Genomic DNA, 24,404 nt, shown 5'->3' with positions numbered 1-24,404 from the left:
GGTGGTGATGACCTCCGCAATCCTGGTTTTCCGCGGCTGCGTGGACATCGCCGAAGCGAGCGAACTTCCACCTCCCTCGAAAGAGGGGTCCTTCAAGCCGCACGGGGTCTCAAGAGGGGCGTCGAGCCAGATCGGCCCCGCCGGCGGTGCCCTCGCCTACGCGATCCGGTCGGGTCCGGGCAAGCGGGGGGCGGGGCCGGAGAAGGCCGTGTCGGGCCGGTCGCCATCGGTTAGCGTTGAAGCCACCGGTTCGACGCCGGCGGCTCAGCGGACGCCCGGGCCACGGCTGCGGGGGCGAGGTGAGGCATGCGCACGGCACTGCGCCGGATCGGTCGGGACATCAGGCATCTGCGCAACATCGACGCCTACGTGGTCTCGGCGCTGGCCCTGGTCTTCGCGGTGCTCAGCGTCATCGGCGACCTCGTGTCCGAGCAGGCCCGCTGGGCCGCCGTGCTGGCGGGCCTGGGGCTCCTGGTCTACCGGATCACGCTGCCCGCGCCCGTCGAGTCCACGCCGGAATCGCTGTTGGGCGACCGCGGCGCACTCGACGCCCTGGACATCAACGCGCGGCTTCGGACGGCGCGTACGGTCTGGCTGTACGCGCCGTCCGCAGTCAACTTCCTGCTCCCCGAACGCTGCGAGCTGATGCGGACGGGAGCACTCGCCCGTCCGGACGGCTCCATCCGGGTCGTCGTGCTCGACCCCGACGCCGGGGCCGCGCTCGACCTGGCCGCCCGCCAGCTCGACGACTCGGTCGACTTCCTGGTGCAGCATCTGCGGCCGTCCTTGGAGGCGACGCTGGACCGGCTGCGGGCGATGGAGGGCTGGGACGTCCGCGGGAGCTTCGAGCACCGCCTGCTCGACTACAACCCCGGTTTCAGCCTCCTGATCATCGATCCCGAGTCGAAGAACTGCGTCGTGGTGGCCGAGATCCACGGGTACCACGGGGAGTCGACGGCCTCGCGCATGCACGTCCGGCTGACCCGTCCGGCCGGGGAGCGCTGGATCACGCACTGGATCAGCCAGTTCGAGCACATCTGGTCGGCGGCGCACCCCCCGCCCGCGCCTTGAGAACGGCCGCGCCCTTGTGACCGGCGGGGCGCCCCGTTCCCGCCTAGGGACCGGCAGGGGACAGGCGGCGTTCCAGATCGGCCGCGGTCTCGGCCTCGTAGGGGTAGAGCTCCTGCCCGCCGACCTGGCGGTGGAGCTCCAGCAGCCTCCTGGCCTGGCCGAACTCGCCCTGGAGCATCGTCGTACGGCCGCCGCGCAAGTAGGTCCGCGCACTGCGCGGGTCGGCGTCGATCGCGGCCTGCAGCTCCGAGGCCGCCTCCGGATGCCGGCCGAGCTGTGCCAGCGCCAGCGCGCGGGCGGAGCGCAGGTCGGGCAGCCGGTCGGGATCGGGAGACTGGGCCAGAGCGCGTTCGAGATCGGTGATGGCCCGCTGCGGCTGCTGCAGCTCCGCCATCAGCTGGCCGCGCGCCCCCAGCGCCGACACGTCGCCCGGCGACTCGGCGAGGATCCGCTCGTACACGTCGGTCGCCGCTCTGAGCTGGCCCAGCCGCCACAGGACGTTGGCCAGCCCTTCCATCGCGGCCCGGTCGGAAGGGGCGCGCCGCACCGCCGCCTCGTAGAGCTCCAGTGAACGGTCGGGGCGGCCCTTGGCCAGTAGGACGTCGCCCCACCCCGCCGTGGTGCGGACAACCGCGGGCTCGTCCCTGAGAACCTCGAACAGCTCGATGGCGCGAGCGTGGTGCAGGTCGGAGGCCGCCTCGTCGCCGAGCATGCCGGCGGCCTGGCCCAGCAGGAACTCGGCCTCGGCCTGGTTGCGCTGGTCACCCGCGTGCACGGCCGCGTCGACGGCGCGCCGCGACCACGCCATGCTGTCGCGGAACTCCCCGGCGACCATGGCGCGCTGGGCGGCGCGCAGGTACATCGAGGCGTCCTGCTCCGGCCCCCACTCGGTGCCCCGGTTGTCCTGCTGGATCGCGGCGATGAGCCGGTCGTGCTGCAGCTCGTACCAGCGCGCGCGCAGCCGGTGCTCGACCCGCAGCAGATGAAGGTCGCGCAGGGCCCGGGCGATCTCGATGCGCATGCCCCCGACCTCGCCCGCGCCCTCGTAGGCCGTCCCGCGCGTGTTGAGCTCGGTGATGAAGGTGCGTTCGATCCAGCTGCGCAGTTCCCGCTCGTCCACGTCGAACCTTCGCGCCACGTCGGCGACCGCGCCGGCGTAGAAGGCGCTGAGCGTCTGGTCGACGTCACCGTACTCGCGGACATGGCCGTCGGTGATGACCCGCACGTCCTCGGGCAGTGCGTCCCACAGCGCCGAGCAGACGATCTGCAGCTGGACGGGCTCGATGTACTCGTCCAGGAAGGGCTCCGGCTGGTCCGGGCCCACCGCGTGGACCGTCCGCATCTCGTCGACGAGCTTCTCGGCGCAGCCCGGCGCGAACGAGCGATCGGTGCTGCGCAGCGGTTCGACGACGGCGCGCAGGGCCTGCGCGGGAGCCAGGGCCTGAATCCCCATGCGGCGCCGAGGAGGCGGGGAGAGCCGGCTCTCGTACGGCAGCAGCGCGGCCAGCGCGTCCTCGCGCATCGAGACCAGCACCCGCAGCTGGGGGGTCGCGGTCAGCGCGGCGGACAGGTCGGCGATGAAGGCGTCACGGTGGCGCCACAGCTGGGGGGAGGCCGTGAACAGCTCCTCGAACTGGTCGATGGCCGCCAGGATGGCCATCGGCTCGCCGAACTCGTCCAGGAGCGGGGACCGGTCGGCGAAGAACTCCGCCAGCGTCGCGCTCCGCAGCCGCTCGGCCCCGGATCCGGGGCTCCACATCGACAGCAGCGCGAAGGTGAACGGGTTGTCGCCGTGCCCGGACGCGGACGCCGAGATCGGCGCCGGAGCCAGCCGGCCGACCGGCAGCAGGTCGACCTCGCTCGGCAGTCCGGGGATGACCCCGGCGTTCAGCAGCGAGGACTTGCCCGCCCCCGACTGGCCGAACAGCACGGTCAGCCGGTTGGCCAGCCACAGCGAGCGCAGGTCCGCGGCCTCGCGTTCGCGGCCGAAGAAGACGTCGCCCTCGGCACGGGTGAAGGCCCGCAGCCCGGGATAGGGATGGTCGCGGGGGTCTCGGTCACGGTTCGGTCCGGACGATGTGGTGGCGTTCATGGCATCCCGCCGGCACGCTGGTCGAGCTCACGAAAGAAGTCGGCCGCCGAACCCCAGTAGACGCTGATATTGAGCCCGTTGAAATAGCGGGTCAGATAGCTTTCCGCGCGCCGCCGCTGGTCATCGGTGGCGCCGACCTGGAGTGGGAGCATCTGGACGCTGACGTGGCGGCGGTGCATCGTGCGCGGCAGAGCCTTGACGATGCCCTGGAGGATGACCTGGAACGTCCAGTCGCGGAGGCTGTAGCCGACGAACAGCAGCGGCATCCGGGACAGGGACTCGGCCACCGGCGGGGGGAGGAAGCTGGGAGAGGGGCTGTCCGACATGTAGACGGACTGGTTGCGCTCCTCGCCGAGGGCGACCAGGAACTCGATGTAGTCGTCCTCGGTGAGGACCAGCGATTCGGGCGCGTTCGCGTGGCCGTGCAGATGGTAGACGATCGGGTGGACGGCGGGCGGCTCTCCCTCCGGGGGGTGGAAGTCCTCGGGGTGGAACGGAGCCGAGGGGTACCAGGGGCACAGCACCTGCCGGGGTTTCTTCCCCGCGAACTGCAGCGCCCGCACCATGAAGTCGTCGTAGTTCGTGGTGAGGTAGATGGGAATGGGGAACCGGGCGAGGGCCGCATGCGGCTCGCAGGGATTGGCGAAGTCCGGTGGGGCGGCCCCGCGAATGTCCTGATCGAGGAATTTCTCCTTGACATAGATCGGATCACCCTCACAGACCGTGACATAGCGCATCACCTGCGCCAGATCACCACGGTCGACGAACGGGTAGTCGTATTCATCGGCCCATTGCTCGCTCAACTGGGAGCCCAGTTTGAGACTTCCGTAACATGCGCCGGCGCCGAGGAAGGGAGCGCACCGTCCGGCCTTGAGCTGCGCGACGAGACGGTCCCATTCACTGTCTTCCACTGTGTGCCCCGCCCTGTACGACCTGCCAACGGATGTCCGCATGACGCTCCCTCCCGCCGACGTTCGGTCCGGCCCTCGGGCCCCTCGTTTCCGGAGGCTCGGCGGTCCTCACGCGCCGGCCCGTCAGATCATCGAGTCATGCCTGGCGACGGCTCCCGGCGGGGAGTCGGCCTCCTCCAGCACGCGCAGCAGGCACGTCCCCAGGACCGTGCCGTCCAGCCGGTCGAGGTCCGCCAGGGTCAGGGCGTCGACATCGAGCGGTTCCACCGGAACCTCGGACGCGCGTTCCTCACTCATCCGTCGCTGTTCCTTCCATGGGTCGTCCACAGGGGGTGGCGCGGGCCATCGCGTGGGTCTTCCTCATGCGGGCCTGCGTCGCCGGTCAAGCCCGCCGGGCAGGGCCGCGCCGCAGACGTTTTCGCGGTCACCGCCGCCGGGGCCGCTGCCGAGGCCGTGGGAGCGGCCGGGACCGCAATTCCGATCACGGGAGCGCGCCTCCCGGGCTTGTCGGGCTGGCTGCGGTACAGGGTCTGCCGGCCGATCACCGCGCGGGACGCCAGCATGGCGACCACCACCGGCCCGATCAGCCAAGGACTGCGGGTGGCCTCAAGGGCCAGCAGCGTCACTCCGACCGGAGCGTGGATGGTGGGCCCGAGCAGCGCCGCCGCGCCGACGACCGCGAACACCTCGGGGCCGAGGGTCGTCGCGCCGCCGGTGAAGCACACGCGCCAGAAGGCGGCCCCCGCCACCGCCCCGATGAACAGTCCCGGGCCGAACAGCCCACCGGAACCGCCGGTCCCGATCGACAGCGCGGTGGCGAGGATCTTGACCAGGGGGAGCAGCAGGACCAGCCAGAGGGACATCCTGAGCACCGCCTCCCGGCTGAGGGACTGCTGGATGATCCCGTAGCCGGGCCCCAGGACCGCCGGCGCCGCGAGCCCGATCACCCCGACGACCAGCCCTCCGGCCGTGGGCGGCACCCAGGGGGGCACTCCCCGCTCGCGCCGCACCCAGCGTTCGGTCAGATGGTGCATCCCGTAGAAGGTGCCGATGTAGAGGCGTCCCAGCAGCCCGCACAGCAGCCCCAGGGCGACGAACAGCAGCCAGTCCACGGGAGCCGTTCCGCCCGTGATCCACTGCTCGCCCAGCAGCGGGTCGAAGCCCATGAACGCGCCGTACACGCCGAAGGCCACGGCCGAGGAGACGATCGCGGGAAGCAGCACCTCCCAGGCGACGCCCCTCCGGTAGAGCAGCTCGGCGGCCAGTACGGCACCGCCGAGCGGGGCGCGGAAGATCGCTCCGATCCCGGCGCCCAGGCCGGTCATCACCACCGAGCGGGCGTGCCGTTCCGGAAGGCCGGCACGGCGCGCGACCACCGATCCCACTCCGCCGCCGATCTGCGCGATCGGGCCCTCCGTACCGCCCGATCCGCCCGACCCCAGGGTCAGCGAGGAGGTCAGCGCCTTCACCAGGGGGACCCGGGCCCGCATCCCGGACGGATCGTCGTGGGCCGCGGCGATGGCGGAGTCGGTGCCGTGCCCACCGGTTTCGGGCGCGGCCTTGAGGGCGACGAGGGCGGCGAGCGCGGCGCCTCCTCCGGTCACCAGGGGCAGCAGCCACGGACGCTCCAGTCCGGTGGCCGCCCGCGGCCCCCCGCCGCCGGCGGTGGTGGCGGGCTCGTGCCCGACCAAGGCTCCGAGGAATCCGGACGTGCTCCAGGTCAGCAGCAACTGGAAGCCGATCGCCGCGACTCCGGCCAGCACCCCGACCACCGTGGCGACGAGTAACCACCGGACGATCGCGCGCCCCCGGCCGGAACTCCCGCGGCCACCCGTGAACACTATTCTCACGACTCCTTTATGGCCACGGCGAAGGCTTCATTCCGGCCAATTCTGGCACTCCAGACATCCAGAGCGGCGGGCTTACAGCGTAACCATCCTCACGGACCTCTGGCCATCCTCACTCATCAACCCGACGTTAAATTCGGATCACGCTGCGCGGTGTCGCCTGGCCAGAAGCCTCTCCGTCCGGCAATGGAAAGGTGAGTGCCGTGGGATCACCCGAAAATGCTGCGATCGGGCGATTACGGACAGACGTTAAGGAGACATAGGTTCGCTCCCCCACTCCGGAAGCGCGCCCTGGAGATCATCCTTGACCGTATGATCAGCGATCATTTTCATGATCGGTAATATTGCGCGCTCATAATGTTCTTCCCTTTGACTAGACTCGGTATTCCGATCCAGTCGGTGTCCGATCCGGCGAGACCGTCCCCGGAGGTCACGTGTCGTCTTCAGCCCCGCCTGCCTCGTCCGGTGGACCGAAGATCTGGGGCGGGGTCCCCATGCGCAACGTTCACTTCACCGGCCGCGAGGACGTCCTCGCCCGGCTGCGCCAGGATCTGACCACCAACAAGGGCGCCCTGGTCCTGTACGCGCTCAAGGGCCTCGGCGGCATCGGCAAGACCCAGACGGCCACGGAGTACGCCCACCGGTTCATGGACGACTACGACGTCGTCTGGTGGATCCCCGGCGGCGGCAAGGACCCCCTGACGGTCCGGTCCTCCCTCATCTCGCTGGCCGCCCGGCTCGGCATCGCCGGCGCCGGCGGCGACCTCGCCGACAGCACGGCCGTCCCCGAACTGCTGGACGCGCTCCGGCGCGGCGAGCCCTACCGCCGCTGGCTGCTCGTCTACGACAACGTCGACGAGCCCGACGCCATCGCCCCCCTGCTGCCCAGCGGGCCGGGGCACGTCCTGATCACCTCCCGCGACGACCGGTGGCGGCACGGCGTCCACACCATGGACATCGACGTCTTCGAACGCGCCGAGAGCGTGGCCTTCCTGCGCCGGCGGATCGACGGGATCACCGAGGCCGACGCCGACCGCGTCGCCGAGGAGGTCGGCGACCTCCCGCTCGCGCTGGAGCAGGCGGCGGCGCTGATGACGGAGGCGGGGCTGTCCGCCGACGACTTCATCCGGCAGCTGCCCCAGCACCTCGGCGAGGACTTCCGGCCGGTCGGCTACCCGATGTCGGTCGACACCGTGTGGAGCATGTCCGTGGCGCGCCTGCAGGTGCAGAGCCCCGATGCCGTGGAGCTGCTGAGCCGGTGCGCGCACCTGGGGCCGACACCGATCCCGCTCGCCCTGTTCACCGAGGGGCGCCAGGTCCTCGACGGGCCGTTCGGGCGGATCCTCGACGATCCGGCCCGGTTCCAGCGGGCGCTGCGCAGCCTGGGCCGCTTCTCGCTGGCCCGGGTCGAGACGGTGCACCGGACGATGACGATCCACCGCCTCGTCCAGCGCACCCAGCGCAGGGCCGCCGACCCCGAGACCGCCGAGCGGCACCGCCGCGACGTCCACCTGCTGCTCAGCGCCCGGGTCCCGAGCGACCCCGACAACATCGACAACTGGCCGATCTTCTCCCGGCTGCTCGGCCATGTCGTCGGATCCGGCGCGCAGGCCAGCGACGTCCCGCTGGTGCGCCAGATGTGCGTGAACGTCGCCTACTACCTCGTCCGGCGCGGCGACTACGACGGCGCCCGCCGGTTCGTCACCGAAGCGCTCGACCACTGGACCGGCGGCCGCGGCGACGCGGACGCGCCGCCGTCGGGCGCCGACCACGACGAGATGACCCGGTGGCGGCTCGTCCTGGTGATGCAGCGCATCCTCGCCCTGACCTCGCGGCTGCTGGGCGACGTGGCCACCGCCTACGAGCTCAACCGGCGGACGCTGGAGCGGATGCGGCAGGCCCTGGGGCCCGACGACGAGCAGACCCTCCTCACCATGAACGCTCATGCCGCCGACCTGCGCTGGCGGGGGGAGTTCGCGGAGGCCATGGCGCTGGACGAGGAGTCCTACCGGCTGCACCAGTCCGTCTTCGGCCCGCTGGAGCCGCCGACCCTCATGTCGGCCAACAACATGGCCGTCGACCTGCGGCTCACCGGCGACTACGACCGCGCGCTCGCGCTCGACGAGGACACCAGCGCCAAGCGCCTGAACGTCCACGGCCGCTCCGACAACCCCTGGGTGCTCAACTCCCGCAACAACGTCAACCGCGACCTGCGCGAATGCGGCCGGTACGCGGAGTCCCTCGAGGCCCAGCGGCGGGTCTGCGCCGACTACCGCACGGTCCTCCCGCTCGACAGCCACTACGTGCTGCGGGCCGAGAAGAACCTCTCGGTGTCGATGCGCAAGGCCGGGTCCTACGAGGAGTCGCTGGCCCTCGGCGAAGAGCTGCGGGCCCGCTACCAAGAGCGTTACGGCCTCGAACACCCCGACACGATGGCGGCGTCCTGCAACCTCATCAACGAGTGGCGGCTGGCGGGCCGGATCGACGAGGCGCTGGAGCTCGGCGAGGAGACGCTCCACCTGTACCGCCGCGTGCTCGGCGAGAAGCATCCCTTCGTCTTCGGCTGCGCCATCAACGTGGCGGTCGTCCTGCGGCTGAGCGGCCGGCCCGAGGAGGCCGCCGCGATGAACGAGACCACCCGCCGCGAACTGGGCGCCCTGGTCGGTGACGACCATCCGCATCCGCTGCTCGCGACCGTCAACCTGGCAAGCGACCGGGCCGCGCTCGGCGACCCGGCCGCGGCGGTGGGGCTCGGCGAGGCCACGATGCCCCTGCTGGTCAGGCGGCGGGGCGCCGAACACCCCGACACCCTGGCCTGCGCGGCCAACCTTGGCATCGACCTGGAGGCGGCCGGGTTCCCCGAGCGCGGCGCCGAGCTGCTTCTCGACACGGTACGGCGGCTGCGGGACACGCTCGGCACCGAGCACCCACTGGCCGTGAGCGCGGCCCAGGGCGACCGCATCGACTGCGACTTCGAACCGCAGCCGCTGTGAGCGCGCGACGGTGAGGCCCCCGGGCGAGCGCGCCCGTTCTGTGGCACCTGACGCTGCCGGGTCCACGATCGCCGGGTACAAAGGGCGCAAAGGACACCAGCCGGATCCACCGGCCGGCTCACCCCCCGCCCACCCCGAGGCCTGTACCGATCCTGGATGGTCCGGATGACCAGCAACGCACGGCAGGCGGTCCTGGAATGGCCCGCCGGGCTCGACCTCGCCGCCCTGCGCCTTACCGGCTGGCGGCCCACCCCGTTCCGCGAGTTCGTCCTCAAGATCCATGGCCGCTGCGACCTGGCCTGCGACTACTGCTACATGTACGAGATGGCCGACCGGTCCTGGCGGCACCGGCCGCGAGCGATGCCGAGGGACGTCCTGGCCGCCACCGCCGGGCGTATCGCCGAGCACGCCGCGCGGCACGAGCTGTCCACGGTCATGGTGGGGCTGCACGGCGGCGAGCCGCTGCTGGCCGGGACCTCCCAGATCGAGGACGCCGTCCGCACCCTCAGGCGGATCGTGCGGGCGCGGGCGGGCGCGCATGTCGAGGTGCGCATGCAGACCAACGGCGTCGGCCTCGGGACAGAGCAACTCCGGCTCTGCGACGACCTCGGCATCCGGATCGGGGTCAGCCTGGACGGCGGCCGGACGGCTCATGACCGGCACCGGAAGCGGCGCGACGGACGGGGCAGCCACACCGCGGTACGGGCGGCGCTCGCCCGGCTGGCCTCACCCGCGTTCCGGCACCTGTTCTCCGGGCTGCTGTGCACGATCGACCTCCGGAACGATCCCGTGGAGACCTACGAGGCCCTGCTGGAGCATCGGCCGCCGGCGATCGGCCTCCTGCTCCCGCACGGCAACTGGGACGCCCCGCCGCCCGGCCTGCCGGGGGGCACCGGGCGCGGCGGGGACGGCGGGGACGGCGGGGACGGCGAGTGGCGGTACCGCGGGCCCACCCCCTACGCCGACTGGCTCACCGCGGTGTTCGACCGCTGGTACGGGGCGTCCCCGGCCGAGACGCGGGTCCGGCTCTTCGGCGAGATCATCCATCTGCTGCTGGGCGGGTCCGCGTCCGTCGAGGCCGTCGGGCTGTCCCCGGTCGGTTTCGTCGTCGTCGAGACCGACGGCTCGATCGAGCAGGGGGATTCGCTGAAGTCCGCGTACGAGGGGGCCCCCGCGACGGGGCTGCACGTCTCGCGCGACCCGTTCGACGCGGCACTGCTGCTGCCCTCGATCGCGGCCCGCCAGATCGGCGCGGCGGCGCTGGCCCCCGCATGCCGCGGTTGTCCCGTGCACCGCGTCTGCGGAGGCGGCCTCTACGCGCATCGCCACCGGGCCGGCAGCGGGTTCGCCAACCCCTCGGTCTACTGCCGGGACCTGTTCGCACTGATCTGGCACATCCGGGATCGGATCACGGCCGATCTGGCGGCCCTTCCCGGTGGCGGCCCGGGGTGAGTCCGCCGCACCGATGCCCGGTCCCCGAGGACGACCTTCGCGCGCTGGCGGGCCTGAACGGAGAGACCGGCGGGCGCGCGGCCCGTGCCGTGGCCGCGCTCGTCCTCGCCCAGCGCCGCAAGCAGCTGGTCAGGCTGCGGCTCGTCCGCGATCATGCCCGGCGCCTCGGCGGTCACGAGGACGCGCTGCGGGCGTACGCGATCCTGGCGAACCTGCACGGAAGCCATCCGGGCGCCGTCGACAGGGTCGTCCTGCACCCGGCCGTCCGGGCGTGGGCGTCCGCCACGCTCCGGGCGCTGCGCGGTGGCCGTGCGCTGCCCGGCGCGCGGCCCGACGGGTTGGCCGCGCTCGCCGCCGCGGCGATGATCCGCACGGGTACGCCGAGCGAACTCCATGTTCCCGTCTCCGCCGGCGGCGCCATGATCCCGTCGCTGGGACGGGCCGCGGCCGACCCGTCCGCCGATACGGCCCTGGTCCGGTTCACCGGCCGCGGCACCTGGCGCATCGGCGACAAGACCGTCGTTCCCGCTGCACCGCACGCCGAGGAGCCCGGCTGGCAGGGGCTGCGCAGCCTTCCGGCGAGCGCGCACAGTGCCGCGATCCGGCTGATCCTGGACGACCTCGACCCGTTCCGGATGCCCGGGACGGAGCCCGGCCCGCGTCTCACCCGTGTCCAGGTGCGGCGATGGGGCGCCACGTTCCAGGCCGCCTGGAGCCTCCTGTCCCGCCACCATCGCGGGCTCGCGGTCGAGCTGACAGCCCTGGCCAGGGCGCTCACCCCGCTGGCGGGCCGATCACCTGGGCACCAGAGCAGCGCCTCGTCCCCGGAGGCCTTCGGTGGCGTCGCCCTGTCAACGCCCGCCGACGCGCGGACGATGGCGCTGACTCTGGTCCACGAGGTGCAGCACGCCAAGCTCACGGCGCTCATGGACACCGTTCCCCTGACCCTGCCCGGCGGCGAGCACCGCTACCGGCCGCCGTGGCGGGACGATCCGCGTCCCGCCACGGCGACGCTCCACGGGACGTACGCGCATCTGGCGGTGAGCGAGTTCTGGCGCGTGCAGTTGCCCTACGAGACCGGCGAGGCGGCGCTGCGGGCCCACGCGGAGTACACCCGATGGAGCACCGCGTCCATGGAGGCGGCCGAGGCACTACTCGACGGCGGCGAACTCACCACCGAAGGCCACTTCTTCGTCACCCATATCCTGCGCGCGCTGCACCGTCGCCACGCCTCGGTGCACCGGCCGCGCGACCCGTCCTCGGTTTCGAACCGGACCGCAAGACGATGATCGGCGGGCATGCGACCAAACAGACAGAGATGTCTTTCAGTTGGTCGGATCAGCTTCTTCCGAACGTTCCGTGCCGATAGGTTCTGATCATGGGCTGGGACGATGAGGGGGTACTGGCGGGCCGGTACCGGAATCTCGGCCGGATCGGCCAGGGCGGCATGGGCGCGGTGTGGCGCGCCCATGACCTCGACCTCGACCGCGAGGTCGCCGTCAAGGAGCTCCGGGTGCCCGAACAGGCCACCGACCAGGAGCGGCGCGTCTGGTACGCCCGGATGGAACGCGAGGCACGCGCCGCCGCCCGCCTGAGGCACAACGGCATCGTCACCGTCTACGACCGGGTGATGGGCGACGACGGCCGGCCCTGGATCGTCATGGAACTGGTCCGCGGCCGTTCCCTCGAACAGCTGCTGGCCGAGCAGAAGACGCTTCCCCAGCGCCAGGTCGCCGCGATCGGGCTCGCGATGCTGGACGCCCTCTCGGCCGCCCACGCGCAGGGCGTCGTCCACCGCGACGTCAAGCCCGCCAACGTGCTCCTCGAAGGCGACCGGGTCCTCCTCACCGACTTCGGCATCGCCGCACTGGAGGGCGACGTCACCATCACACGTTCGGGCATGGTGCTGGGCACGCCCGCCTACATGTCCCCCGAACAGGTCGAGGGCAAGGCCGTCACCCCCGCTTCGGACCTGTGGTCCCTGGCCGCCACCCTGTACGCGGCGGTCGAGGGCCGCCGCCCGTTCGACGGCCCCAGCCACGGAGCCGTCTTCGTCGCGATCGCCACCGGGCAGTTGCCCCCTCCCCAGTGCGGCGGCCCGCTGGCGCAGGTCCTGAACGGTCTGCTGCGCAAGAACCCGGACGAACGGCTCTCCCCCGCCCAGGTCCGCGACCTGCTCAACGCCGTCCTGGCCCCCACCGCCGACACCGCCGAGACCGCGGCCGACACCGGACCGCCCTTCCCTCACCGGCCGCCCCGCACCGCGCTCCTACAGCCGCCCATCAGCGAGATCCCGGTTTTGCGCTACCGGACAGTCCTCGTCAGAGCCGCCCTCCTGTGCACCGCGCTCGCCTTCCTGACGTTCCTGAAAGGGCCCTGGAAAGGAGACAGCGAGGTGCCCCCCCTCCCGCTTTATTGGGGCTCATACGAATACATCATCCTGCTGGTGCCCGTGGTCGTGGCGTTCATTTTCATGTGCGGGCTGTGGTTCCTGCCGCACAGACCGCCCCTCGTCCTCGCCCTCGTATTCACGATCCTCGGCGGCGTTCATATAGAAGCCATCATGGTGGAGGGCCATGGTCTGGACGGCCCCATCCCGGTCATCGAGCCCACCGGCGAATTCGAAATCTCCTGGGTGCTGAGCACGCTCGCGTTCATGTTCGCCTTCATCGCGGCGAACCCCTCACTCGCCGCACGGGTGACGGACCCGCCCGCCCGTTATGCCCTGCTCACCATGGTCGTGCTCGTCGAAGGCATGGTGGCGCTGCTCTGGGTCGTGCCCCTCTACGAGGTGGCAGGGTCGGGTCTGGACCTGGACTCGGACGACAACGCCCCCCTCATCGCCCCTCTCATGCTGCTGGGCCTGCTCTGGCTCTGTGTCCAGCCGTTCATCTGGTCGAGCAAGGTCAGGGCCGAGTTCTCCCGCCACTAGAGGGGCTTGCCGCCGAGGGCGCGGGGGCGCCGGTTCAGGCGCCTTGCCCGGTGGGCTGTGACCGGAGGCTCAGGATGGCTTGGGCGATCTGCTCGGGCTGTTCGCTGACCATGTTGTGGCTGGCGGCCAGGTCGAGTACGCGCAGGTGCGGCCAGGCGGCGGTGAGGGCCGGCAGGTCGCGGCGGATGCCCGCGCGCTGCGCCGTCATGAGGTCGCCGACGCGGCCCGGCAGGCCGGGCAGGTTCTCGGTGGCCAGGACGAACAGGGCCGGGCAGCGGATGCCGGCCACCGCCGCGACGCTGTCCTGGAAGCGGGGGTCGTATCTGATCTGCCCGGCCAGCGCGGCGCCCGGCCGCACGTAGACGCCCTCATCGGTGGTGCGCAGCGACCGCTCGGGATACATCGCCGCGTGGGCCTCGCTCAGGGGCTGGGCCATCGCCTCGGCCTGCGCGTCGAAGACGGTCTTCACTTCCGCAAGGAGCGCGGCCAGTTCGTCCTGCTCGATGCCCGCGTAGTGCCGTGGGTCGGTCTCGGCCGAGCGCAGACCGTCGAGGTTGACGATCCCGGGCCCGTCCGGGTGGCGCAGCGCCCACTGCACGGCGACCATGCCGCCGAGTGAGTGGCCCACCAGGACGGGAGCATCCAGATCGAGATGGTCGATGACCGCTTGGACGTCGTCCAGGACCGCCTCCCACTCCCACGGCCCGTCGCCGGACAGCCCGTGACCGCGCAGGTCCATGGCGACCACCCGGTGGGCGCCGGTCAGCAGCGGCGCGACCGCGTCCCAGTGCAGGAGGGTGCCGCCGAGGCCGTGAAGCAGCAGGACCGGGGTCCCGCTGCCGCCGTGGTCGCGGACGGCCAGCGGGACGGGGCGGTCATCGATGATCGAGTCGTGCGATGGCACGGGTGTTCTCCTGGGGGCGGTTGAGCCGGTCGCGGATGGACGAGGTGGTGACGCCGCCGTCGGGATGCCGGGCGAGCTTGCCGCGCTTGACGAGGTCGTGAACGCCTTGCCGGGTGATGCCGAGCATCGCCCCGGCCGTGGAGTACGGCACGGCCTCGGCAGGGTGGACCATCGAGCGGGCCACGGCCCGCCCCACCGCGGTCCGCCACCACGAGGCCGGCGGATCGAAGGCCGCGTCGCCGGGGAAGAACACCCCGACGAGCCGGGCAGCGGTCATGGCGGCCCGCTCCCGGTCGGGGCCCAGCAGTTGGGCGGCCCACACCTCGGCCTCCACCCGTAGCCGCGCCCTGATGGGCTCGATCGGCTCGTCCGAGGCCAGAAGGATCTCCAGCGGATCGAGGATCCGCGTCTCCAGCAGCCGGACGAGCTCGGCCACCAGCTCGACATGGTCTTCCGTGGTCGTCACTTGACACAAGATAGCAAGTACTTGCTCACAGACGTCAAGTAGTCCGGCCACGGGGATCCCGGCACCGCCGGTTACAGTTCCGGTCATGCCTGGCGACTCGCACGAGAGCGCGGTAGTGGCCGACGCGCACAACGACCTGCTGATGGCGGTGGTGGCGCGCCCGCCCGCCCGTTGGGCGTCCTTCTTCAGGGAGCGGTGGCTGCCGCAGCTCCGCGCGGGCGGAGTCGATCTCCAGGTGCTCCCGGTGTTCATCGACGACCGGTTCAGGCCCGAAGGCGCGCTGCGCGAGACGCTCCGGATGATCGAGTGCGCGCACGCGATCGCCGAGGGGAACCCCGAGGACGTCCGGCTCTGCCTCGACGGCCCGCAGATCGACGCGGCGCTGGACGAGGGGAAGATCGCGCTGGTCCTGGCACTGGAGAGCATGCCCGGGCTGGACGCGAACGTCGAACTCCTCGCGACCGTGCACCGGCTCGGCGTCCGGGTCGCGTCGATGGCCCACTGGGGGCGCACCCCGCTGGCCGACGGCAGCGGCGAGGACGCCACCGCGAGCCGCCTGACCGCCGCGGGCGTCGAGGCCGTGGCCGAGATGGAGCGGCTCGGCGTCCTGCTGGACATCTCCCACCTGGGTGCGAGCGGGGTGGAGCACGTCCTCGAACTCGCGTCCCGGCCGGTGATCGCCACCCATTCCAGTGCCCGCGCCCTGCGCGACCACCACCGCAACCTGACCGACGGCCAGATCCGGGGCGTCGCGGCTACCGGCGGCGTGGTCTGCGTGAACTTCCTGCCGGGCTTCCTGGCCGCCGACCCCTCCGGCTACACCGTCGCCAAGCTGGCCGACCACATCGACCACGTCGCGTCGGTGGCGGGCATCGACCACGTCGGCCTCGGCCCGGACTTCGTCCACGAGGTGTTCACCGACCTCACCCCGCCCTGCTGCGAGGACCCCGCGGCGAACGCCGGCTTCGACGTCATGGCCACCCTTCCCGGCCTCGCCGGCCCGTCCGGCCTGCCACTGCTCACCGGCGAACTCCTCGCCCGCGGCCGTCCCGAGCCCGACATCCGCAAGATCCTCGGCGGCAACCTCCACCGCCTCCTCGCCACCCACCTCACCTGACCACCCGCCAAGACGGTGGACCGCGCGGCAAGCGGAGGCAGGCCGCCCGTGGGTCAGCCCTTGACGGTCAGGAGGGGGCGTAGCTCGACGACCGGGTCCGCGACGTCGGCGCGGGCGAGGCTGGACACGACCGGGCCGATGTCCTTGTACACCCACGGCGCCTCCTGCTTGAGGTCGCGGCGCCAGGCGGCCATCACGTCCGCGCGGCGGGTGACCGCAGGGTCGCGGTGGTCGAGGGGCGTGACCACACGGAACTCCCTGAGGAACGCGTCGAGTTCGGTGTCGTTCGCGCGGGACGCCGCGCCGCGCGGCACTCGGCGGCCGGCGCCGTGGCACGCGCTGGCCAGGGTCCGCGGGTTGCCGTGCCCACGCAGGACGTAACTGGCCGCCCCCATCGACCCCGGCACGATGACCGGCTCGCCCCACATCGCGTACGGCCCATCGGCCATGTCGGCGTATCCGCCCGCGGGTGTGGCGCCCTTGCGGTGCACCACCGACCCGTCGTCGTGCCGCCACAGCAGGTTGTGCGGGGCATCGTAGACGAGTTCGCCGGTGAGGGCGCCGCACTCGGCGGCGAGCCCCTGGCGCAGCATCAGCGAGAGGAAGAACCGGTTGCCGACCGCGAAGTTCGCGGCGTTGCCGAAGGCGTCGAGATAGCGCCGCAGCGCCGCCTCGTTCCGCTCGCCGAGCAGGATGGGGAGGATCTTGTTGTCCGGGGTCGGGACGTGCGCGGGCCACGCCTTCCTTGCCCGGTCCAGGCCGGCGGCGTTGGCCTGGTGGCCCAGCGACAGCGAGCCGCTGTGCACCATCAGCACGACCTGTCCGGGTTCGAAGCCCCAGGCGTAGGCGGCCTGCCGGTCGTGGACCGACGCGACGTACTGCAGTTCGGCGAAGTGGTTGCCGCCGCCGACGCTGCCGATGATGCTGTCGTAGCTGGTGCCGCCCGCACTGTCGATCCAGTCGCGGAACGGCTCGGCGGTCGCGGTGGGGTACCGCTCCCCGTGGACCCGGCCCGGCCGCCCGTCCTCGGGCCGGTGCTGCGACCAGATTCCGCTCGCGGGGTCGCCCGGTACTTCGAGCAGGCCGGGCAGTCCGTCGCGCAGCAGGGCCTCCCGCTGGATCCCCGACAGCGCGATCCGCCGCCCTCCTTCGAAGAACAGGTGCCGCAGCCTGCCTTCCAGCGCGTCCAGTCGGGGACGGACCTGGTCGACGGTGAGCGAGGTCGTCTCCAGCCGCATGCCGCAGTTGATGTCGTTGCCGACCGCCTGCGGGATCAGCGCCCCGCTGGTCCGCAGCACGGTGCCGATCGGGATCCCGGCACCCTTGTGCAGGTCCGGGGTGAGCGCGACGCGCTCGATGGCCGCTTCCTCGTCCCCGGTCGCGTCGGCGAGCCGCGCCAGGGTGTCGGCGGTCTGGAGCACGGTGAGGATCTCGTCGACCGCGCTGGGCTCGATCGGCACGTCGGCGCCGGCGCAGATGTCGACGGGGATGTCCCACCGGTTGGGGAGGTTGAGCCAGTAGTCGTCGGTACGGACGAGGCGGGGATCCTGCTGGGACGCAGTCATGGGCTTTCCTTGTGGCTGCCGGATTTCGGGCATGGGTCAGAGACGTGGCCGTCCAGAGCGGACGCACGGGACATCGCCCGGTGGGCGACGGACTCCCCGAGGTTCAGCAGCCGCGAGGTGCGACGAACACTAACCAGCCCCCCGCCACCCGGCCAACCGAATATTTCCGACGACCGCGATCACTTGGCGGGCGGGTTGGGGGTGGAGTGTCGCCAGTACTGCTGTTTGCCGTTGTCTCGGACGACGATGCCGATCCGGGCCAGTTCGCGGCGCAGTTCCTTGACGACCTCGGCGGAACCCGAGCCTTCCATGGCCTCCGCGCGCACCTTGAGCAGCGAGTTCGCGTGCTCGGACAGATCGGGGGTCTTCGGGACCCAGAGGCGGAAGTCGTCCAGGTAGGGATCGCCGTCGGTCCAGGCGTAGCCGTGTCCGGTGAAGGCCGCGGCGAGCTTCCGGGCGCTGAGGTCGCACTTCTCCCTGGCGATCTCCTCGCCGCCGCGGCCGAGCAGGACGAGATGGCCGCGGTCCCGGAAGACCGGGCCGACCCGGTCGCGGGTGATCTCCTGGACGTGGCCCGGCCGCCTGAGGACCACCCGATCGTCGGACACGGCGACCGAGACCTGCTCCAGGGAGTCGGAGAAGATCAGGCCGAGCCCGACGACGGCGCCGAGGGCGACCAGGCCGGCGGTGAGCCACGGCTCGGGGATCGAGACCAGCAGCCGGGCCGGTCCGCGCATCGGCGCCCACTCCAGGGTCGTCAGCCAGTTCGCGAGCACCTTGACCAGCCAGCCGAGCCCGGCCATGAGCGCCGCCGCCGCGATGTACAGGGTCGTCCAAGCCCAGACGGGCCGGGCCAGCGTCGTCGGAGCTTCCGGGTGTTCCCACCGATTGGCGACGTTCATGATTCTGGACGCTAATGACGCGCCTCAACGGCCCGCAGCCCACCAAAGTCGTCCGCCGGCCACCGAAGGTCGATCATCGCGGGAACCAAGTGCGCAGGTTCGCCGGACGGCACCTCCGTCTCGCGAGGAACCGCTGGGCGGCGGGGCGGCAATTCCCGCCGGGCGGGGGGTGTTCGGGTAGCCGTATGGGGGTTTCTCCCCTCCCCGTTCCCGGCGGCCCGGAGCAGGCTGGTCATCGATGCGATCTCACAGCGACTTCCGCGCCGGGAAGAGTGAATCCTCGCCGGCGCCGACCGTCCCGCCCGTGCGCGCACGCACCCGATCACGCCGCGCGCTCACCGGCCGCGACCTGTGGCGGATGCGGGGCCGGGCCGGCGCCCGGATCGCGATCTTCGACGGCCGCGGAAGCCGTCGCCCGGCGGGCAGGCCGTCACCGCGCGGTGGTCGGGCGTGCCCGTCGCGGCGGTGGCCGGCTGCGCATTCCCGACTCGTCCTTGGAGAGGTTCGATGACCCACGGCACGGAGGACTTCCCTCTCTGGGGCGGTGTGGCCACCGTGATGGTGGACGACCCAGGCCGTCTCGGCGCGGCCCGCCAGGCCGTCGGCCACGTGATCGACGACATCGACGCCGCGTGCGGCGCCTTCCACGGCGATTCGGATCTGGCCCGGGTCAACGCCGCCGCGGGCCGTCCGGTGCGGATCGGCTCCACCTTCCTGGCGGTGCTGTGGACGGCCCTGCACGCCTGCGACCTGACCGGCGGGCTCGTCGACCCCCTCGTCGGTGCCGGCGGCGCCGGCGGCGCCGGAAGCGGGGCGGTAGTGATCGACGACCCGCCCGGAACGGTGACGATCCCCGCCGGGACGACCCTCGACCTGGGGAGCATGGCGGTGGCGTTCGCCGCCGACCGGGCGGCCGAGTCCGCCGCCGGGCAGGCCGGGTGCGGCGTCTGCGTCTGCTTCCCCGGCAGCGTCGCCACCGCCGGACGGATGCCGGACGCGGGCTGGCCGGTCCAGGTGGCGGGCGGTCGCGGCCGGGGGCACCGCGGCGAGCCGTGGCCCGAGCAGGAGATCGTGCTGCGTGCGCCCGGGCTGGCCACCCACTCCCCGCCCGCGCCGGGCCACGGGGCCGGGCGGCCGCAGGTCGCCCGCGCCGCCGGCGTGCGGCCGATCGTGCGCGAGCAGCGCCCCTGGCATACGGTCTCGGTCATCGGACTTGCCTGCGTCGCCGCCAAGACCGCCGGCATCGCCGCGCTGGCGTCCGGAAGCGCGGCCGCCACCTGGCTGGGGTCCCGGGAGTTGCGGGCCCGGCTGGTGGACGCCGACGGCCGGGTGACCACCGTGGGCGACTGGCCCGCCGGTCCCGGCCACCCGCCGGCGGCGCCGGCGCGCACCCCGGCGCTCAAATGCTGATCGCGTAGGCGACCGCGCCGTCCAGGCTCAGCTTCGCGCCCGAGGCGTGGGCCGCGGTGAACGCCCGTTCCCCCAGTTCCCGGCGGGCCCGGGCCTCGCAGTCCCGGTGGGAACGCGTGAAGGTCTGCAACCCGAGGGGCGGGATGTCGAAGGCCCGCCAGAGACGGCCCGCCGCGCCCAGCAGCCGGGCGGCCCTGTCGTGGTCACCCTGCGCGCAGGCGGCCCAGGCCAGCACCTCCAGGCACTGGCTGAGCCCCCACGAGTCGCCGATCTCGATCAGCATGGTGGCCGCCCGGCACATCCTGGCCCAGGCCAGGGCGGGGTCCTCCTGCCACCATGCCGCATACCCCAGGGTGATCAGGGCGTACGCCTTGAAGATCTGCGCATGGTGGTCCTCGGCCAGGGCGAGGAACTCCTCCCCCAGCGCCGCCCCCTCCTCCGGACTGTGGGCGGCCACGCCGAACGAGGCGGCGAAGTGCAGGTTCACGGCCACGGCGTCCAGGTCGCCCCTCGCACGATGGCGGGCACGCGCGTCCCGCAGCAGCGCGAACCCGTCGCCCGTGTCACCGAGGGCCAGCGCCGCGATCCCGCGGGCCTGGAGGCAGAACGCGCCCGCCGCCTCGTCCCCGCACCCCTTGGCGGTGACGGCGCATTCGTCCGCCCGACGTTCGGCCGCTTCGAGATCATGCTGGTAGGCCGCGAACAGGACGTCGACCCACAGCGCCATGAGGCGGTCGTCGTCGGTCGGGCCGACCAGCCCGAGGGAGCGTTCCAGCCAATGGCGACCCTCGGAGAGGGCGCCCGCGAGCAGCCACGCCGACCACAGGGAGACCGCGATCCGCAGGCCGGACGGGTCGCCGGGCGGCCGCATGCACAGATCCAGCGCCAGCCGGAGGTTGGGGATCTCCGTCAGCACCGCCCGGTAGCGGTCGAACTGGTCGGGGACCAGCTGATCGATCCGGTTCCGCTCGGCCAGCCGCCGGTAGTGGTCGAGGTACCGGCGGAACAGCGCCGGTTCGTCGTCGTGCGCCAGCAGCTCGCGCCCGTAGGCGCGGATGCTCTCCAGCATGCGGTAGCGGCTGCGGCCCGCGCCGCGGACGCTGATCAGGATGGACTTGTCGACCAGCCCGGAGACCAGGTCGAGGACGTCCTCGGGCTCGATCCCGTCGCCCGAGCAGACCGCTTCGGCGGTCTCCAGGTCCATCTCCCCGGGGAACACCGCCAGCCTCGTCCACAGCCGCCGCTCGCCGGGCGTGCACAGCCCGAAGCTCCAGTCCATCGTCATGTACAGGGCCCGGTGCCGCGGCGGGGCCGCGTTGTCGGGACGGGCGAGCAGGTCGAAGCGCCGGTCGAGCTCGTCCGCCAGTTCCTCCAGCGGCGTCGTGCGCAGCCGCGCGGCGGCGAGTTCGATGGCGAGCGGGAGCCCGTCCAGGCGCCGGCAGAGCCGGGCCAGCGCGGGCGCGGTCGCCTCGTCCACCGTGAACCCCGGCCGCGCCTGGGCCGCCCGCTCGGCGAACAGCCGCACCGCGTCGCTGTGCGCGATGTCCGGCACGGCGGCGCCGGGGGCCGGGACCGCCAGCGGCGGCACCACCAGCACCTGCTCGCCCCCCACCCCGAGCGCCTGCCTGCTGGTGGCGAGCACGCGCAGCCGCGGCGCACCGCTCAGCAGCCGTGCCGCCAGTTCGGCGCACTCCGGCAGCAGGTGCTCGCAGTTGTCGAGGACGAGCAGAAGGCGCTTGTCGGCCAGGTGGTCCACCAGGGCGGGCAGTGACCGCCCGCAGGTGTCGCGCAGTCCCAGCGCGGCCGCCACCGACGTCTCCAGCAGGCGGACATCCCGCACCGCGGCCAGATCCACGATCTGGATCCCGGCCGGAAACCACGTCCGCAGCGTCGACGCCGCCTGGCGCGCCAGCCGGGTCTTGCCGACGCCGCCGGCGCCGGTGAGGGTCAGCAGCCGCGTCCCGGGCAGCAGGCGCCGCACCTCCGCGACCTCGTGGACGCGTCCGACGAAGGCGGTGCGGTCCGCGTCCCGGTCCGGCACGGTCTCGCGTTCGGCCATGGCTCGCCGTCACCCCCCGGGCCCCGTGCCGGTCTCCCGCCCTCGATCGTGGACCCAGCCGGCGATCTGGACCCGGGAGTTGAAGCCGAGCTTGTTCATGATGTGCTCGATGTGGCCCTCCACGGTGCGCTGGGAGATCACCAGGGTGGCGGCGATCTTCTTGTTGCTCTCCCCCTCCGCCACCAGCCGCGCGATCTGCGTTTCCCGGGGGGTCAGCGGCGACGGTTCCTCGACGTCCTCGTCCCCCGCGTCCGCGGGCGCCGCCTCGTTCAGCGCGTAGGCGAGCCCGTCCTCGCCGGGAAGGCCCGCGCCGCGCTCGAACTCCGCGCGGAACGCCCGCTCGCCGAGCGCCCGGCGGGTGTCGTCCACGCACGCGTCGTGGTACCGGACGAGGTGCCCGTACCCGGACAGGACCGCACCGACCGCCTTCCACACGGAGTGGGCGATTCCCAGGAGCCGGGCCGCCCGCGCGTACTGCTCCTCGGTGGCGGCGACCCAGGCCAGCACCTCCAGATTGACCCCGAGGCCGAGCGGATCGTCGAGCGAACGGTTGAACCGCAGGCTCTCCTGCTCCATCGCCGTGGCGCGGGCGGCGTCGCCCTGCCGCCACACCTCCACGCCCAGGGCCATCAATGCGTACGCCCTGTGCCAGCCCTCCCCGTGCGCCTCGCACACCGCGATCCCCTGCTCGCCGATGGACACGGCGAGGGCCGAGTCGCCCAGGAAGGAGTGCGCGAGCGACAGCCGGATCAGCGCCAGCGCCTGGCCCACCGGGTCTCCGGCGGCGACGTGGCGTTCCACCGCCTCCTCGTAGAGACCGATCGCGGCGTCGGCGTCCTGCCGGAACATGGCGATCATCCCGGAGTACAGGGCCACGTACCCCAGGACCTCGCCGCACCCCAGCCGCTCCCCGACGGCCCGGCTCTCCGCCAGCATCGCGGCGGCGCCGTCCAGGTCGCCCTGGATGATCGCCAGCCAGCCGTTGGACCACAGCGCCCTGGCGCGGACCTCGTCCGCTCCGGTGTCCAGGGCCAGCGCCCGGTCCATCCAGCGGCGCCCCTCGGCCAGGTAGAAACTGGTGATCCAGTGGTAGAGCAGGTCGGCGCCCATCCTCAGGGCGGCCCCGACCTCGCCCGGGGCGGACAGGCAGTAGTCCAGCGCGGTGCGCAGGTTGGCGTGCTCGACCTGGAGCCTGTCGAGCCAGGCGATCTGGTCGGGGCCGAACAGCCGGACGCGCGCCTCGGCCGCCAGCCTCCCGTAGTAGTCGCGGTGGCGGCGCCGGTACCGCGCCGTCTGCCCGGCTTCGGCGAGCCGCTCCCGGCCGTACTGCCGGATGCTCTCCAGCAGCCGGTACCGGACGACGCCGCCATGGTCCTCACGGCTCAGGATCGACTTCTCCACCAGGGCCGCGATCAGGTCGACGACGTCCGCGCGGAGGATCCCGTCGCCGGAGCACACGTCCTCGGCCGCCTCCAGGTCGCAGCCGCCGGTGAAGACCGACATCCTGCTCCACAGCACGCGTTCCGGCTCCGTGCACAGCAGGTGGCTCCAGTCGATCAGCGCGCGCAGCGTCTGGTGCCGCGGCAGCACCGCCCGCGATCCCCCGGTGAGCAGCCGGAAGCGGTCGTCGAGCCGGTCCAGCAGCTGGTCCACCGACAGCACCCGGAGCCGCACCGCCGCCAGCTCGATGGCGAGCGGGAGCCCGTCCAGCCGCCGGCAGACCCGTTCCACCGCCGCCCGGTTGGCGTCGGTGACGGCGAAGTCGGGGACCACCGACCGGGCGCGGTCGGCGAACAGGTGCACCGCCTCCGACATCGGCGGCGGCCGGGCCGTCTCGCGCGGGTCGATGCTGTTCAGCGACAGGGGCGGCACCGAGAGCGTCTGCTCGCCGGCGATCCCCAGGACATGCCGGCTCGTGGCGAGGATCCGCAGATGCGAGGCCGAGCGCAGCAACCTCTCGGCCAGCACCGCGCACTCGTCGTGGAGGTGCTCGCAGTTGTCCAGGACGACCAGCATGTGCTTGTCGCGCAGGTGCTCGACCAGCACGTCCGCCGAGGGGCGATGGGAGTGGTCCCGGATCTCCAACGCCTCCATGACCGTCGCGGCCAGCAGCTCCGGCTTCTCCACCTCGGCGAGTTCGACCACCCACACGCCGTCCGGGAACGCCCGCCGCACGACCGTCGCCAGCCGCGTGGCCAGCCGCGTCTTGCCGACCCCTCCGACGCCCGTCAGGGTCACCATCCGCGAATCCGACAGCATGCGCCTGAGCTCGGCCAGTTCGTTCCGCCGCCCCACGAAGCTCGTCGTGTCCGCGGGCAGCCGCGACAGCCGATGCTCGCTCGCCGCGCTCGATACCGCTGAACCCATCACCGCCCCGCACAGTGCGTCCGCACCGTGTCACACCCGATCGGCTCCCACCCTAATCATCCGATTCGCCGACATTCGGCAATGAATAGGTCAAAACACAGCGACCTCCTGGGACACCAGAACAAACAGCTCAAACAGGCATCATCCGTTCCCCGCCCTCCGGCGGCGAAGGCAAGGGCCGGGACGAGCGGGTGCGTACGGCCCCGCCTCCGTCGACACCGCGCGGTAGAACCGCCGAGAAGCCGCGTTCAGGCTGGTTTCCGTGAATGTCGTAGATCTGCCGACGGCGCCGGAGCCGGTCGGTAAGGTCCGATGA

At 72.3% G+C, this 24,404-nt stretch carries 17 protein-coding genes; 7 read left to right on the top strand and 10 right to left on the bottom strand.

All coding sequences use genetic code 11. From position 1 onward, the window contains the following. Positions 1 to 306 precede the first annotated feature (306 nt). The gene (locus tag AB0C21_RS04140) at positions 307 to 1,071 is read left to right on the top strand and encodes a hypothetical protein (protein ID WP_500202591.1); all 765 of its coding nucleotides are present in this window, start codon (positions 307 to 309) and stop codon (positions 1,069 to 1,071) included. Between the two features lie 43 nt (positions 1,072 to 1,114). Here AB0C21_RS04140 and AB0C21_RS04135 read toward each other — a convergent pair whose 3' ends face one another. The 4 genes from AB0C21_RS04135 to AB0C21_RS04120 form a co-directional block, all read right to left on the bottom strand. Beyond that, the gene (locus AB0C21_RS04135; RefSeq protein WP_500202590.1) at positions 1,115 to 3,163 is read right to left on the bottom strand and encodes a tetratricopeptide repeat protein; all 2,049 of its coding nucleotides are present in this window, start codon (positions 3,161 to 3,163) and stop codon (positions 1,115 to 1,117) included. Beyond that, positions 3,160 to 4,074 carry an SIR2 family NAD-dependent protein deacylase gene (locus AB0C21_RS04130; protein ID WP_500202589.1) on the bottom strand — a complete coding sequence of 305 codons (915 nt, stop codon included), beginning with the start codon at positions 4,072 to 4,074 and terminating at the stop codon, positions 3,160 to 3,162. Before AB0C21_RS04130 ends, AB0C21_RS04135 begins: the two co-directional genes overlap by 4 nt. A 123-nt stretch (positions 4,075 to 4,197) precedes the next feature. Next, complete coding sequence (locus AB0C21_RS04125; RefSeq protein ID WP_396078642.1) at positions 4,198 to 4,371, bottom strand: FxSxx-COOH-like cyclophane-containing RiPP peptide; 174 nt, start codon at positions 4,369 to 4,371, stop codon at positions 4,198 to 4,200. After that, positions 4,368 to 5,924, bottom strand: coding sequence for a chloride channel protein (locus AB0C21_RS04120; protein WP_500202588.1), 1,557 nt, complete (start codon positions 5,922 to 5,924; stop codon positions 4,368 to 4,370). Before AB0C21_RS04120 ends, AB0C21_RS04125 begins: the two co-directional genes overlap by 4 nt. A 491-nt stretch (positions 5,925 to 6,415) precedes the next feature. On the opposite strand from AB0C21_RS04120, the gene fxsT reads away from it, so the two are divergent. The 4 genes from fxsT to AB0C21_RS04100 all read left to right on the top strand — a co-directional run bounded on the left by fxsT (position 6,416) and on the right by AB0C21_RS04100 (position 13,298). Further along, positions 6,416 to 8,914: an FxSxx-COOH system tetratricopeptide repeat protein gene (fxsT, locus tag AB0C21_RS04115; protein WP_500202587.1), complete on the top strand. Its 2,499-nt coding sequence runs from the start codon at positions 6,416 to 6,418 to the stop codon at positions 8,912 to 8,914. Between the two features lie 165 nt (positions 8,915 to 9,079). Next, positions 9,080 to 10,366, top strand: a complete 1,287-nt coding sequence (locus AB0C21_RS04110) for an FxsB family cyclophane-forming radical SAM/SPASM peptide maturase (RefSeq protein WP_500202586.1) — start codon at positions 9,080 to 9,082, stop codon at positions 10,364 to 10,366. After that, on the top strand, positions 10,363 to 11,655 hold the full coding sequence (locus AB0C21_RS04105; RefSeq protein WP_500202585.1) for an HEXXH motif domain-containing protein: 1,293 nt from the start codon (positions 10,363 to 10,365) through the stop codon (positions 11,653 to 11,655). The genes AB0C21_RS04110 and AB0C21_RS04105 overlap by 4 nt, the downstream gene beginning before the upstream one ends. Positions 11,656 to 11,744: 89 nt before the next feature. After that, complete coding sequence (locus AB0C21_RS04100) at positions 11,745 to 13,298, top strand: serine/threonine-protein kinase (RefSeq protein WP_500202584.1); 1,554 nt, start codon at positions 11,745 to 11,747, stop codon at positions 13,296 to 13,298. Positions 13,299 to 13,332: 34 nt separating this feature from the next. On the opposite strand, the gene AB0C21_RS04095 is transcribed toward AB0C21_RS04100, so the two are convergent. After that, positions 13,333 to 14,202 carry an alpha/beta fold hydrolase gene (locus AB0C21_RS04095; RefSeq protein ID WP_500202583.1) on the bottom strand — a complete coding sequence of 290 codons (870 nt, stop codon included), beginning with the start codon at positions 14,200 to 14,202 and terminating at the stop codon, positions 13,333 to 13,335. Beyond that, positions 14,174 to 14,668, bottom strand: coding sequence for a hypothetical protein (locus AB0C21_RS04090; protein WP_500202582.1), 495 nt, complete (start codon positions 14,666 to 14,668; stop codon positions 14,174 to 14,176). The genes AB0C21_RS04095 and AB0C21_RS04090 overlap by 29 nt, the downstream gene beginning before the upstream one ends. Positions 14,669 to 14,753: 85 nt before the next feature. Between AB0C21_RS04090 and AB0C21_RS04085 the strand changes: the two genes are divergently transcribed. Then, the gene (locus AB0C21_RS04085; RefSeq protein WP_500202581.1) at positions 14,754 to 15,785 is read left to right on the top strand and encodes a dipeptidase; all 1,032 of its coding nucleotides are present in this window, start codon (positions 14,754 to 14,756) and stop codon (positions 15,783 to 15,785) included. A gap of 53 nt (positions 15,786 to 15,838) precedes the next feature. Here the strand turns inward: AB0C21_RS04085 and AB0C21_RS04080 are convergent, their stop codons facing one another. Together AB0C21_RS04080 and AB0C21_RS04075 are read right to left on the bottom strand one after the other, a co-directional pair. Further along, on the bottom strand, positions 15,839 to 17,350 hold the full coding sequence (locus AB0C21_RS04080; protein ID WP_500202580.1) for an RtcB family protein: 1,512 nt from the start codon (positions 17,348 to 17,350) through the stop codon (positions 15,839 to 15,841). A 179-nt stretch (positions 17,351 to 17,529) separates the two neighbouring features. Further along, entirely contained in the window at positions 17,530 to 18,252 is a 723-nt protein-coding gene (locus AB0C21_RS04075) for a YqeB family protein (RefSeq protein ID WP_500202579.1), read from the bottom strand. Between the two features lie 507 nt (positions 18,253 to 18,759). Between AB0C21_RS04075 and AB0C21_RS04070 the strand changes: the two genes are divergently transcribed. After that, entirely contained in the window at positions 18,760 to 19,662 is a 903-nt protein-coding gene (locus AB0C21_RS04070) for an FAD:protein FMN transferase (RefSeq protein WP_500202578.1), read from the top strand. Here the strand turns inward: AB0C21_RS04070 and AB0C21_RS04065 are convergent. Next, complete coding sequence (locus tag AB0C21_RS04065) at positions 19,652 to 21,721, bottom strand: ATP-binding protein (RefSeq protein WP_500202577.1); 2,070 nt, start codon at positions 21,719 to 21,721, stop codon at positions 19,652 to 19,654. The genes AB0C21_RS04070 and AB0C21_RS04065 overlap by 11 nt on opposite strands. 9 nt (positions 21,722 to 21,730) lie before the next feature. Further along, positions 21,731 to 24,088 carry a LuxR C-terminal-related transcriptional regulator gene (locus AB0C21_RS04060; protein ID WP_500202576.1) on the bottom strand — a complete coding sequence of 786 codons (2,358 nt, stop codon included), beginning with the start codon at positions 24,086 to 24,088 and terminating at the stop codon, positions 21,731 to 21,733. Between the last annotated feature and the right edge of the window lie 316 nt (positions 24,089 to 24,404).

Source organism: Spirillospora sp. NPDC049024 (assembly GCF_040649235.1).
In the GTDB taxonomy this organism is placed as follows: Bacteria; Actinomycetota; Actinomycetes; order Streptosporangiales; family Streptosporangiaceae; genus Spirillospora.
The sequence above is the reverse complement of the archived record's forward strand: the minus strand, read 5'-3'. Positions and strand labels throughout refer to the sequence as shown.